The sequence below is a fragment of the Delftia sp. SD018 genome, from assembly GCF_017355445.1.
GTDB classification, from domain to species: domain Bacteria; phylum Pseudomonadota; class Gammaproteobacteria; order Burkholderiales; family Burkholderiaceae_C; genus Comamonas; species Comamonas acidovorans.
The window spans coordinates 57,786-70,707 of sequence record NZ_JADDRN010000025.1 but is presented as its reverse complement, the minus strand read 5'-3'; the positions used below and the strand labels follow the sequence as shown (position 1 = coordinate 70,707).

Here is a 12,922-nt window from a genome sequence, read left to right as displayed (position 1 = left end):
CTCGGGAAAACCCTGATTTTTCAGGCGGTGGCGGCGGCACGCGGTGCGCGCAAAGGCTGCTTCCACAGCTCGGCCAGCAGCAGGCCGCCAATGGTCAGCACGCCGCCCACGGCGTGGTAGGCCGCCAGGGGCTCACCCAATGCCATGAAGGCGATCACGACCGTGAAGATGGGTACCAGGTTGAAGAACATGCTGGAGCGGCCCGGGCCGATGCGCGCCACCGACATCATCCACAGCAGCGGCGCGGCGATGGAGGCCATGATGCCCGCAAAGCCCACCAGCGGCAGGTTGGTCGCGTTCAGCCCCGTGCGCGGCGCCATCAGGAACAGCGGCAGCTGCGCGATCACGGCCACCAGGATCTGCAGGTACAGCAGTTGCACCGTGGCCAGGCGCGGCATGGGCCAGCGCTTGAGCAGGATGTTGTAGACCGCATAGGCCAGCATGGCCACGAACATCAGCGCATCGCCGCCATTGAGGCCCTGGGTGAGCAAAGTGGCAGGCTGCCCCGAAGACACCACCAGGGCCACGCCCGCAATCGCCAGCACGCAGCCCAGCACGGCGCCCCGGCTCAGCGCCTGGCCCAGCATGGCGGTGGACAGGCCCAGCACCATCATGGGCGTGAGCGAGCCGATCAGGCCCATGTGCGTGGCCGATGTCATATGGGCCGCGTAATAGGCCAGGCTCTGGTAGATCACCATGCCCAGCATCCCCAGCACGATGAGGCGCGGCAGCAGCGGCCGGATGTCGGCGCGCTGGCGCCAGATGGACGGCAAAAGGAAAGGCGTGAACAGCACGGCCGCCACCAGCCAGCGGTAGAAACCGATCTCGGCCGCGCCGATGCTGTCGGCCGCCATCTTGCTGACCACGGTATTGACCGACCAGATGAGCACGGCGATCAAAGGGAAAAGGTAAGACCCCATTGGAAGACTCCTAAGACTGGTCCTATGATCGTTCTGTCCGACTTGGAGTGCATCCCTGGTTTCGGACAATCGATAGCGCAACCCGGACCATCCGCCATGCCCCGTCCCAGCAAGCCCATGCACATCCAGAACGTCGAGGATGTGCCGGGCGAGTACTACTTCCGCTACGACGAATTCGGCGCCGACACCGAGGTGCCGCCGCACAGCCACAGCTGGGGACACCTGAACTACACGCCCCACGGCAGCATGTGCATGGACACGGCAGGCCAGCACTGGGTCTCGCCGCCGCAGTACGGCGTCTGGGTGCCGCCCGGCGTGGTGCACAGCTGCCATGTGGCGCACGCCGTGGTCTACCGCTCGGTCTACCTGGCGCCTGCGCTGTGCAGGGAGCTGCCGGCGCAACCGTGCTCCATGCGCATCGGTGCCATCGTCAAGGCCATCCTGGCCGACTTTGCCGTGCGCGACGTGCACATTCCCGCCACGGATGCCGACCTGCGCCTGGCCCGTGTGCTCTACGACCAGTTGCGGGCCGTTCCCGTGGAGCCCGGCTATCTGCCGGCCGCCGAACACCCGGCCTTGGTCGAAGTGCTGACCCGCATGCGCGCTGCGCCCGAGGACCACCGCAGCCTGGCCCAATGGGCCGCCAGCGTGCACATGACCGAGCGCACCCTGGCGCGCCACTGCCAGCGCGAGCTGGGCATGGGCCTGGGCGAATGGCGCCAGCGCATGCGCTACCTGCTGGCCATCGATGCGCTGGAGGCCGGCCTGAGCGTGCAGCAGATCGCCTATGACCTGGGCTACAGCACGCCCTCGGCCTTCATCGCCATGTTCCAGCGCGAGGCCGGCACCTCACCCGAACAATTCCGCCGCGAGTTCTGCATGCCGCCGTGAGGCTGTTGCGCCATCTGCCTGCAGCCCGGCCCAAGCCGCGAGATAATGCCGCCCGTGAAGCACGCCAGACCGCCGCTGGTGCAATCGTGGAAACACGGCACTGGAGGAACGTCCGGACTGCACAGGGCAGCGTAGCAGCTAACGGCTGTCCACCGTGAGGTGAGGATCAGAGCAACAGAGACGAGTTTGGACGGAACAATTCCCCCCGGGTGTTCTGTGGGTCGGCGAAAGCCGAACCGGATGGCGCAAGCCATACGGTCCATGCGCAAGCATGGAACCCACAGCCACCTTGGACGGGAACCGTCCAAGGTGAAACGGGCAATCTCTACGCGCAGCAATACCAAGTAGGCACACGTTGACGGGGCCCCCGGAGTGTGCGGGTAGGTAGCACCGAGCCGGGCGGCGACGCCCGGCCCAGATTAATGGCGGTCACATGCGGGCAACCGCGTGCACAGAATCCGGCTTATCGGCGCGCTTCACACTTTCTTTCATGCCCCGCCACCGGCGGGGCATTTTCATGGGCGGTTCAGAACTGGTATTTGGCCGTCAGCAGCAGCCTGCGCGGCACGCCGAAATAGTTGCCGCCGTTGTTCGTGCCCAGGGTCTCGAAATAGCGGCGGTCGAACAGGTTGCTGATGTTCATCTGCAGGTCCAGCTGCCGGTTCACCCGATAGCCGATGACCAGGTCGGCCACGGCATAGGCGGACTGGCGGATTGCATAGCCTTCGGCGCTGGTCAGCGACTGGGACGTGGTGCGGCTCTGGTAGCGCAGGCCGCCGCCCACGCGCCATGCGCCCAGCTCGCCGCCCAGGTGGTACATGGCCGACAGCTTGAGCTGGTGGCGCGGCGTGTAGCTGGCATAGGGCGCGCCCTTGGCGCCGTCGGTGCTGTCGCTGGCGATCTCGGCCTGGGTGAAGGTATAGCCGAGACCGGCGTTCAGGCGCGGCAGGATCTCGCCGCTGATGTCCACGTCCAGCCCCTTGCTCCTGACCTTGCCCACCGAGCGGTAGCAATTGGTCTTCACCGTGCAGGAGTTGATGTCCGCGATGGCCTGGGGCAGGTTGTCCTGCGTGGTGTTGAACACAGCAACGGCCAGGTTCACGCGCTCGTCCAGGTAGCTGCCCTTGAGGCCCAGCTCGAAGTTGCGGCCCTCCACCGGCGCCAGCATGCTGCCCGAGACATCCAGAAAATCCTGCGGCCGGAAGATGCTGGTGTAGCTGGCATAGGCCGAGTAGGTCTTGCTGATGTCATAGGTCAGCGCGGCATAGGGCGTGGCATGGGCTTTCTCGCTGAATTCGCGCTCCCGGCTCCAGCTGCCCTGGCGCTGGACGTTGGTGAAGTCGTACCAGTCCAGGCGCGCGCCAGCGATCAGGTTCAGTGGCTCGGCCAGCAGGAAGCGGCCCGTGGCGTAGGCCGAGGTCAGCGTGGTCTTCTGGCGGCGCGTCCACAGGTCTTCGGCCAGCAGGCCGGAGCGGTCCAGCGAGTCGGGGTTCCAGGTATAGGGATCGACGCCATTGGCGATCAGCCATTCCCCCGTGGGCGACAGGTAGCTGTAGCCCTGGTCGCTCCAGCGGATGGTGCGGCGGCTGAGGCCGAAGGCCAGGTCATGCTCGCGGCCGAACAGGCGCACGGGGCCCTGGGCCGAGGCATCGAGGCTGAGCTGGCGCTTGTCGTAGTCGTAGAGGCCTCCGGCCACGTCGTAGCGCGTGCGGCCCTGGTCATCCAGGCCGCCCGAGACCAGGTAGGCGCCGTCCAGCGCGGACTTGGCCTGCAGGGCGCGCGCGGCCAGCCTGGCCTTCCAGCCGTTGTCGAAGCGGTGCTCCAGGTCGGCGAACAGGCTGACCTCCTTCTTGTCCCATTTGCTCCAGGAGGGCGAGAAGCGCCTGGATCGCGCAATGTCGAGGAAGGAGCCATCGAAGCCCATGGGCACGCCCATCCATTGCGAGCCGGGGTTGTCTTCGTTCACATAGGAGCCGCCCACGCTCAGCGTGGTGTCGCGGCCCAGGTCGAACTCGGCGGTGCCGTACAGCAGCTGGCGGCGGCTGCTGTAGCCATCGATGAAGTGGTCGCGCGACTGGGCCGAGGCCACCACACGCCCGCGCGCCGAGCCGTCCTCGTTGAGGGCGCCGCCCACATCGACCTCGCCCACGGCTTGGTTCCAGCTGCCGCCGCGCAGGGTGACCGAGCGCTGGGTGGTGCGCGGCGCGCGCTTGCGCACGAAGTTGATCGTGCCCGAAGGGTCGCCCACGCCCGTCATCAGCCCCGTGGGGCCGCGCACCACTTCCACGTGGTCGTACATGGCCATGGTGTCGTAGGTGGAGGTGTCGGTTTCATACGAGACGGGCACGCCGTCCTGCAGGAACGAACCGATCACGAACCCGCGCGAGAAATAGCGCGCCCGGTCGTCGCTCCATCGGTTGATGGTGATGCCGGTGGCGCTGTTGGCCACGTCGTCGATGGACAGCATGCCCTGGTCGTCCATCTTCTGGCGCGTGACCACGGTGAGGGACTGGGGCGTCTCGCGGATGGACAGCGGCAGCTTGGTCGAGGTGCTCATCAGCCCCGTGGTGTAGGAGCCCGAGCCCTCGGTGGTCGTGGTCTCGCCCACGGCGGAGACCGTGACTTCGGGCAGGGCCACGGTGCCGGCGGGCTTTTCCACCACCAGCGTGCCCTGGCTCACATGGCCTTCCAGCCCGCTGCCGCGCAGCAGCCGGGCCACGGCGGCGGCGGTGCTCAGGCGCCCTTCCACGGCGGGCGCACGGCGGCCCTGCACCAGTTCAGGCGCGGCCAGCAGCTGCAGGCCAGCCTGGCGGGCCAGTTGGGCCAGTGCCTGGTCCAGCGGCTGGGCGGGAATGTGGAAGTCGGTGCTGGCGGCCGTGGCCGGGGCCGGTGCTGCCTGGGCCAGAGCGGCTGGAGCGGCTGGAGACAGCTGCAGGGCCAGCAGCGCGATGCCCGCGGCAACGGCATGGTGGCAGGCAAGGCGGGAAGGCTTGGAGGGGAAGGAAGACATGGAAGGTCCCGTGGCGGATCTGGGCAATGGCGATTCCCGGGCTGCGAATGCGTCGCGTTCCCGGGTCCTCATGCCTATACGAACGGGCGCAGACATTCCCTCACGCCTGGTGCGCATGCGCCGTGCATTCCGGGGCCATGGGCGCATCGGCGCATCAGCGCATCAGCGCATCAGCTGCGGCGGCGGATGACCAGGGTGCGCTCTGTTCCCGGGCCCTGCTCCTTCTCCTGCACCTCTTCCTGCACGCTGACCGGCAGGGTGCGCGGCAGCATGCGCAGCCAGCCCTGGGCCGCCGCAATGCGCACGCGCCCCAGCACGGGCAGGGCGGCGGCGTCGGGCTCCACGCGCAGTGGCTGCAGGCTGTAGCGCTCCAGGCGGCGGGCGACCTCGGCCAGCGGCGTGTTCTGGAAGTCCAGCCAGCCCTCGCGCCAGGCGGCCACAGCCGCAACCGTTTGCACGGCGGCCGTCTGGCCTGGCGCCAGGCGCAGCAGCTGGCCTGCACCCAGTTCATGCCGGGCGCCGCTGCCGTCGCGCACCTGCACGCGGCCCGCATCGACGGCGACCAGCACCGCATCGTCCTCCAGCGCCACTTCGAAGCGCGTGCCCAGCACGGTGACCTGTACGTCCGCCGCCTGGACCACAAAGGGCCGTTCCGTGTCGCGCGCCACGGCGAAGAAGGCGCTGCCGGCCAGCAGCCGCACCTGGCGGCGCGTGGCGTAGAAGTCCACCTCGGCACGGCTGGCGGCGTCCAGCGTCAAGCTGCTGCCGTCGGGCAGGGGCTGGTTCAGCAGGCGGCCGGTGGCCGTGGCCAGTCGCACCTGGTACTGCGGCATCCACTGGCGCCAGGCCAACCACATCGCCGGGCTGCCGACACCCAGGCCCGCCATCCCCAGCAGGGTGGACAGTGCGCGGCGGCGGCCTGTGCGTGGTGCGGGTGCGGCGGTGTCTCCACGCCAGCGGCGCAGCGAGGCTTCCACGCTGTCCATGGCGCGCATGACCTCGCGTTCCACGGTTTTGACCGAGACGCCGTGGCGCTCGGCCAGCTCGGCATGCGAGGCGCCCTCGATGCGGTCGGCCAGGAAGATGTCGCGGCAGCGCGCGGGCAACTGCGCCAGGGCGCCTTCGACCCCGGCCAGGGCCTGGCGGTAGGAATGGGTGTCGGCCACATCGGGGCTGAGGGGGGAGGGCGGCTCGCCTTCCCTCGCGCTGGTGTCAAAGCGCTCGGCCGTGCGCTGGCCATGCCGCAGGTGGTCGATGGCGATGTTCTCCATCACCGCGTAGAGATAGGCGCGGCTGGCGCCTGGCGGACTGTCCGGCGCGGCGGGCGCATCGCTTTCGCCGCGCTGGCGTTCGGCCAGGCGTATCCAGGCGTCATGCACCAGGTCACGCGCGGCCTGCGGGCCGGCGCGGCGCGCCACGAAGCGCACCAGGTCGTGGTAGCTGTCCTGGAAGGTGCTCAGCAGGGAAGAAGAGGAAGAGGCGGGCGCAGGCATGCGGGAGGCCCGAAGGCAGCACGGGAATCCCGCATTCTATGAAATGATTCTCATTTGCCGAATGTGCTGCCCGCCGCGCACCCGGCAATGCCTGCCTAGAACCGCTCCCAGGGCATCAGGTAGCGCCACTGGCCTTCGGGCACCTTGGCCAGAGAGAGGCGGCCAATGCGCAGGCGGCGCAGGCTGACCACGCGCAGGCCCACTTCGGTGCACATGGCGTCGATCTCGTCGGGCGCGATGCCCTTGAGCGCAAAGCGCAGATGGTTCTCGTTCTGCCAGCTCACGCGGCAGGGCGGCAGCTGGCGCTTGCCGATCGGCAGGCCGGCCTTCATCAGCTCCAGGCCGTCCTCGTGGATCTGGCCCTCGACGCCGACGATGCATTCCTGCTCCAGCCACATGCCTTCCTCGCCCAGCTTGCGCGCCACGCGCTTGTCCTGGGTGTAGACGATGAGGCCGCTGGCCGGCAGCGGCAGGGGCAGGAAGGATTCGAGGTTCTTGAAGTGCTGGGCCAGCACCAGCAGCGGCATGGGCGTGTCCACCTGGGCCATGCTGGCTTCGCCCAGCAGAGAGTGGGCGCTGCGCACCCGGCCATAGGGCCGGCCCTGGGTGTAGCCCGCAGGCTTGTTCATCAGCAGGGTGACGGGCGGCACGGCCTCGGGCTGGGCGCCGCTGCGCAGCGTGACCTGCTGCTCGGGGCGCACGCGCGTCTCGGGCAGTTGCACGACCTTGCCGTCCACCTGGACGTTGCCGGCGGTGATATGCAGTTCGGCCTCGCGGCGCGAGCATTGTTCCTGTTCGGCCAGGCGCTTGGCCAGGCGAACGCTTTCAGATTCAGACATGCGCGCAGCTTAACCAGATACCAGGCCCCGCGCGCGTCGTCGGTCATTGCCGGTCATTGCCGCCCGCACAGCGCACGGATGCGCTCCACATGGGCCAGCAGCGAGCGCTCGGCAATCGGCCACAGCTGCGGCGGGGCGTCGTCATAGGCCAGCCGCACCCAGTCCTGCACGCTGCCGTCGGGCTGTTTTTGCATGGCGGCCAGCACCTTGGCCTCGCGCGCCAGCCGGTGGGCCTTGAGCTTGGCGATCGCCTGGCGCGCAAAGCCCAGCACATAGCCATGGGCCGGCAGGATGAAGCGCGCATCGTGCGCGGCGCACAGCGCGTCGAGCCTGTCCAGCGAATCGATGTAGTCGCGCATGTTGCCGTCAGGCGGATCGATGATGGTGGTGCTGCCATTGAGGATGTGGTCGCCGCTGAACAGCAGGGCGTCTTCCTCCAGCACAAAGCACACATGGTTGGCCGCATGGCCGGGCGTGAACACGGCCTGCAGGGTGTGGGTGGTGCCGCCTTGCGCATCCTGCAGCACGATGCGCTGGCCGTCGGTCAGTGCGTAGTCGGGCGTGAAGCGGCTGGCCGGCCGGGCCGTGGGCGCCGAGGGCAGGCCGCCAATGGCGGGCCTGGGCCTGCCGGCCTGCACCGCCAGCGCCTGCAGCAGCGCGGCGCCCGGCGAGTGGTCGGCATGGGAGTGCGTGCACAGGATGTGGCGTATGTCGCCGCCCGCCGCATCGAACAGGCGCTGCACATGGGCGGCATCGGCCGGGCCGGGGTCGATGGCGGCGTAGCCCGTGGCGGCATCGCCCACCAGATAGCTGTTGGTGCCGGGGCCGGTCATCACGCCGGGGTTGGGTGCCGTCAGGCGCAGCAGGTTCTTGCGCAGGGGCACGGCGCGCTCGCTCTGCCAGTCCAGCGTGTGCAGGATCTGGCCGTCCGGGCAGACCATTTCCAGCTCGCCGAAGGGGGCCTCGTCCTCCATGTGGCGGGCTTCCTTGCCGTTGAGAAAGCCGGTGCGCGGGCAGCACTGCCACAGCGGCTGCTCGCCTTGCAGGGCGGCGAACACGGCATCGGTGCCCGCGAAGCGGCTGAGCCGGTCCAGCGTGCGGATGGTGGGGAAGATCATGGGGAAGCTGCCCCCGCGGTGGCGCTCCAGCGCTTCCTGCGGGCGCACCCAGATGGGCTCGAACTGTTCCGACCCGTCGGCGTCGGGTTCCTGGTCCTCGGGCATGCGCGCCACGAAGAAGGGCACATCGAAGCGCCGGGGCTGGTCGCGGTCGGCCGTCCAGTGGGCCAGGTACCACAGCGCATCCACGGCCAGGTGCAGGCCGCGTGCCTGGCACTGGGGCACCAGCGGCGCCTTGCGGTCCAGCGTGGCCAGTTCGGCGGCGGATACCGGCCGACCCAGGGCATCGTGGGCCAGCAGGATGCCGAGTTCCTCGAAAGTCTCGCGCAGGCCGGCGATGGCCTGGGTGATGCGCAAGGCATCAGCGGCCTGGGCGGGGCGGGTGTCGGCGCAGGCATGGGCAGCCTCGGCCGCGTCCTGGGACTCGATGCCGCCGCCCGGGAAGACATAGGCGCTGGGCACGAAGCTGGCCTTGGGCGAGCGCCTTGTCATGAGCACTTCCAGTCCGCTGCCGTCCACGCAGTCGCGCAGCAGCAAAACGGTGGAGGCCTTGAGCGTGTCTACGGGCTGGCGCTGGGGGTGCAGGAGCTGGCTGGGGCGGGTCATGGGGGCATTATGCGGATTGGCCCGCCCGCCGCTGTTGCGCAAGAGACGCAAGTACTGCTGCGGGGCATGGCCCCGGATTGCGCCATGAGGCTGCCGTGCAGGGGATAATCGCCGGATGCAGATCCGCTTTACCAAGATGCAGGGCGCTGGCAACGATTTCGTGGTCCTCGACGAAACCGCCGGCCCGCTGGGCCTGAGCGCAGCCCAGTACCGCTTCCTCGCCCATCGCCAATTCGGCGTGGGCGCCGACCAGATCCTCACGGTGCGGCCCTCGCCCGCCGAAGGCATCGATTTCGAATATGTGATCCACAACGCCGACGGCGGCGAGGTCGAGCAGTGCGGCAACGGCGCGCGCTGCTTTGCGCGCTATGTGCACGACAAGGGCCTGACCGGCAAGTCCGTCATCCGCGTGCAGACGCTGGCCGGCCTCATCGCCCCCGAGCTGCATGCCGATGGCCGCGTCACCGTGGACATGGGCCAGCCCGTGCTGGAGCCCTCCCTGGTGCCCTTCAATAGTGCAGACCTTGTGCCCCGCCCGCTGGGTGCGGCGCAGCAATGGCCCCTGCAGCTGGGCGACGAGGCCACGGTCTGGATCGCCCCCGTTTCCATGGGCAACCCGCATGCGGTGCAACTGGTGGACGATGTGGACCACGCCCCCGTGGCCACCTGGGGCCCGCTGATCGAGCGCCATGCGCGCTTTCCCCAGCGCGTCAATGCGGGATTCATGCAGATCGTCGATCGCGGCCAGATCCGGCTGCGTGTTTACGAGCGCGGTGCCGGCGAGACGCTGGCCTGCGGCACGGGCGCCTGCGCGGCCGTGGTGGCCGGCATTCGCTGGGGGCTGCTCGACGCGCGCGTCGATGTGCACACCCGCGGCGGCCGGCTGACCATCGAGTGGGACGGCGGCGCAGTGCGCATGACCGGCCCCGCAGAGTTTGTTTTTGAAGGACAGATCGAGGTTCCCGACCAGCCATGAACAGCACTACCGATATCGCCGTCACCGAAGAGACGATTGCCGACTACCTGCTGAACCATCCGGAATTCTTCGAGCGCCACGCCGAGATGCTCGCGCGTGTGCAGCTGGTCAGCAGCCACAGCCCGCGTACCGTCAGCCTGCAGGAACGCCAGGCCGAGATGCTGCGCGAGAAGATCAAGGGCCTGGAGCACCGCATCATGGACATGATGCGCCACAGCAGCGAGAACGCCTCCATCGGCGACAAGCTGCATGCCTGGAGCTGCGCCCTGGCCAAGGTCCAGGACCTGCGCGAGCTGCCCCACGCGCTCACGGCCAGCCTGCAGCATGTCTTCGAGGTGCCCCAGGTGGCCCTGCGCCTGTGGAACGTCTCCGGTGCCCAGACCAGCAGCATCTACACCATGGGCGTCAGCGAGGACGCCAAGTCCTTTGCGGCGTCGCTGACCATGCCGTTTTGCGGCCCCAACATGGGCTTCGAGCCCGGCGGCTGGCTGGTCGATCCCGATGCAGCCCAGTCCCTGGCCCTGCTCACGCTGCATGACGGCGACAGCATCAACCCGGCCAATGCCTTCGGCATGCTGGTGCTGGGGTCTCCCGATCCGCTGCGCTTCGAGGCCACCATGGGCACGGAATTCCTCTCGCGCATCTCGGCCCTGGCCAGCGCGGCCCTGTCGCGCATGCGGCCCGTGCCGCTGACCCTGGCGCGCGGCTGACCGGCTGAAAGCCCATGCCGGGAGCATCGGACAGGGACGGGCTCCCGGAAGGCGATCTTCCGGCAGAGGATCTGGCTGCAGAGAACCTGGGGATGCTCCCCGCCGCCGTCCATGCCTATCTGGAGCATGTGCGCGTGCAAAAGCGCCTGGCCGACCGCACCTGCGCACTCTATGCGCTGGACATGGCCCGGCTTTGCACCATGGCCCGCGACGCCGGCCAGGAGCTGCTGGCGCTGCAGCCCGTCCACATCCGCCGCTTCGTGGCCCAGATGCATTCCCGGGGCCGCAGCCCGCGCGGCATTGCGCTCATCCTGTCTGGCTGGCGCAGCTTCTTCCGCTGGGCGGCCCAGCAATCGCTGGTGCCCTTCAATCCCGTCGAGGGCGTGCGCGGTCCCAAGGCCCCCAAACCCCTTCCCAAGGCATTGGGCGTGGATGACGCCGTGCAGCTGGCCGCCTTCAGCAACGCCGACGCCGACCCCTGGATCGAGGCACGTGACGCCGCCATCACCGAACTGCTCTACAGCTGTGGCCTGCGCGTGGGCGAGCTGGTGGGCCTGGACGTGGCGCCCGGCCATGACACGCAGCGCCAGGGCCGTGGCTGGATAGATTTGCAGGCCGCCGACGCCCATGTGCAGGGCAAGGGCGGCAAGCGGCGCACCGTGCCCGTGGGCGCCGCCGCGCTGCAGGCGCTGCAGCGCTGGCTGGCCTTGCGGGAGACGGGCCTGGCTGGCGCGGCCGCGCAGGCTGCGCATCACGAACCCGCACTTTTCATCGGCCGGCGCGGCGAACGCCTGGGCGCGCAGTCGGTCTGGGCGCGGCTGCGCCAGCGCGGCCAGCAGGCCGGGCTGTCGGCCGGTGTCCATCCCCATGTGCTGCGGCATTCGTTTGCCAGCCACATGCTGCAGTCCAGCGGCGACCTGCGCGCCGTGCAGGAATTGCTGGGCCACGCCAGCATCTCGACCACGCAGATCTACACGCGCCTGGATTTCCAGCATCTGGCCCAGGCCTACGAGAGCGCCCATCCGCGCGCGCGGCGCCAGAGTGGGGACGGCAGCGACAGTGGCGATGGCAATGGCGATAGCGATGAAAAGGGCGGCCTCCGATAAAAAAGGCCAAGCCCTCTGGCAAAACGGCACTTGACAGGCTCGCTAAACTTATTCGGAACGTCTTTTCGACAAGGCCCGTCCGTGGTGGACGGGCCTTGCCGCTTCCCTTTGCTGAATTTTCTGAAAGCAATCCCATGGCACTGATTCCCGTCACCATCCTCACCGGCTTCCTGGGCTCGGGCAAGACCACGCTGCTCAAGCGCGTGCTCAGCGAGTCCCACGGCATGAAGATCGCCGTGATCGAGAACGAGTTCGGCGAAGAGAACATCGACACCGACATCCTCAGGACGGAGTCCAAGGAGCAGATCCTGCAGATGAGCAACGGCTGCATCTGCTGCACCATCCGCGAAGACCTGCGCGAAACCCTGCAGCTGCTGGCCGCCAAGCGCCGCAAGGGCCTGGTGGAGTTCGACCGCATCGTGATCGAGACCACGGGCCTGGCCGATCCCGGCCCCGTCGCCCAGACCTTCTTCATGGACGACGAGATCGCCGAGACCTATCTGATCGACTCCATCCTCACCCTGGTCGATGCCAAGCACGCCAACCAGCAGCTGGACGACCGCCAGGAGGCGCGCCGCCAGGTGGGCTTTGCCGACCAGCTGTTCCTGTCCAAGACCGACCTGGTCAGCGAGGACGAGAAGAACGCGCTCATCCACCGCCTCAAGCACATGAACCCGCGCGCGCCCATCCGCGCCGTGCATTTCGGCGAAGTGCCCCTGAACGAAGTCTTCGACCTGCGCGGCTTCAACCTCAATGCCAAGCTGGACATCGATCCCGACTTCCTCAAGGAAGACGATCACGACCACGGACATGACCATGGCCACAAGCATGAGCATGACGAGCACTGCGGCCACGACCATGGCCATGAGCACGACGAGAACTGCGGGCACGATCACGCCCATGACCACGAGCATGGCGAGCACTGCAAGCATCCGCACCACCATCACCACGATGACGACGTCAAGAGCTTCGTCTACCGTGCCGACCGTGCCTTTGACCCTGCCCGCCTGGAGGACTTCCTGGGCGCCATCGTCAACATCTACGGCCCGCGCATGCTGCGCTACAAGGGCGTGCTGAACATGCAGGGCACGGAGCGCAAGGTCATTTTCCAGGGCGTGCACCAGCTCATGGGCAGCGACCTGGGACCGCAGTGGGCCGAGGGCGAAAAGCGCCAGAGCAAGATGGTCTTCATTGGCATCGACCTGCCCCAGGACATCTTCCTGCAGGGCCTGGAGCAGTGCCTGGTCTGAGTT

At 68.2% G+C, this 12,922-nt stretch carries 10 protein-coding genes and 1 other RNA gene; 6 read left to right on the top strand and 5 right to left on the bottom strand.

What is annotated here, in order from left to right:
* Positions 1 to 20: 20 nt before the first annotated feature.
* Positions 21 to 920: a DMT family transporter gene (locus INR38_RS22195; RefSeq protein WP_207443120.1), complete on the bottom strand. Its 900-nt coding sequence runs from the start codon at positions 918 to 920 to the stop codon at positions 21 to 23.
* 96 nt (positions 921 to 1,016) lie between these two features.
* Here INR38_RS22195 and INR38_RS22190 point away from each other — a divergent pair, with 96 nt between their 5' ends.
* The gene (locus INR38_RS22190; protein WP_043780839.1) at positions 1,017 to 1,811 is read left to right on the top strand and encodes a helix-turn-helix transcriptional regulator; all 795 of its coding nucleotides are present in this window, start codon (positions 1,017 to 1,019) and stop codon (positions 1,809 to 1,811) included.
* Positions 1,812 to 1,867: 56 nt separating this feature from the next.
* An RNA gene (gene rnpB, locus INR38_RS22185) (RNase P RNA component class A) lies at positions 1,868 to 2,293 on the top strand.
* Positions 2,294 to 2,337: 44 nt separating this feature from the next.
* Here rnpB and INR38_RS22180 read toward each other — a convergent pair.
* The 4 genes from INR38_RS22180 to INR38_RS22165 form a co-directional block, all read right to left on the bottom strand.
* Positions 2,338 to 4,821, bottom strand: coding sequence for a TonB-dependent siderophore receptor (locus INR38_RS22180; RefSeq protein ID WP_207443121.1), 2,484 nt, complete (start codon positions 4,819 to 4,821; stop codon positions 2,338 to 2,340).
* Positions 4,822 to 4,991: 170 nt separating this feature from the next.
* Complete coding sequence (locus INR38_RS22175; RefSeq protein ID WP_207443122.1) at positions 4,992 to 6,314, bottom strand: sigma-70 family RNA polymerase sigma factor; 1,323 nt, start codon at positions 6,312 to 6,314, stop codon at positions 4,992 to 4,994.
* 95 nt (positions 6,315 to 6,409) lie between these two features.
* The gene (locus INR38_RS22170) at positions 6,410 to 7,153 is read right to left on the bottom strand and encodes a S4 domain-containing protein (protein ID WP_012203381.1); all 744 of its coding nucleotides are present in this window, start codon (positions 7,151 to 7,153) and stop codon (positions 6,410 to 6,412) included.
* 53 nt (positions 7,154 to 7,206) lie between these two features.
* On the bottom strand, positions 7,207 to 8,877 hold the full coding sequence (locus tag INR38_RS22165; protein WP_207443123.1) for an MBL fold metallo-hydrolase: 1,671 nt from the start codon (positions 8,875 to 8,877) through the stop codon (positions 7,207 to 7,209).
* A gap of 115 nt (positions 8,878 to 8,992) precedes the next feature.
* Between INR38_RS22165 and dapF the strand changes: the two genes are divergently transcribed.
* From dapF to INR38_RS22145, 4 genes are all read left to right on the top strand, one after another.
* On the top strand, positions 8,993 to 9,853 hold the full coding sequence (gene dapF, locus INR38_RS22160; RefSeq protein WP_013804117.1) for a diaminopimelate epimerase: 861 nt from the start codon (positions 8,993 to 8,995) through the stop codon (positions 9,851 to 9,853).
* Positions 9,850 to 10,563: a DUF484 family protein gene (locus tag INR38_RS22155; protein ID WP_012203384.1), complete on the top strand. Its 714-nt coding sequence runs from the start codon at positions 9,850 to 9,852 to the stop codon at positions 10,561 to 10,563. The genes dapF and INR38_RS22155 overlap by 4 nt, the downstream gene beginning before the upstream one ends.
* Positions 10,564 to 10,577: 14 nt before the next feature.
* Entirely contained in the window at positions 10,578 to 11,669 is a 1,092-nt protein-coding gene (locus INR38_RS22150) for a tyrosine recombinase XerC (RefSeq protein ID WP_207443124.1), read from the top strand.
* A gap of 134 nt (positions 11,670 to 11,803) precedes the next feature.
* Entirely contained in the window at positions 11,804 to 12,919 is a 1,116-nt protein-coding gene (locus INR38_RS22145) for a GTP-binding protein (protein ID WP_013804115.1), read from the top strand.
* The last annotated feature ends 3 nt before the right edge of the window (positions 12,920 to 12,922 follow it).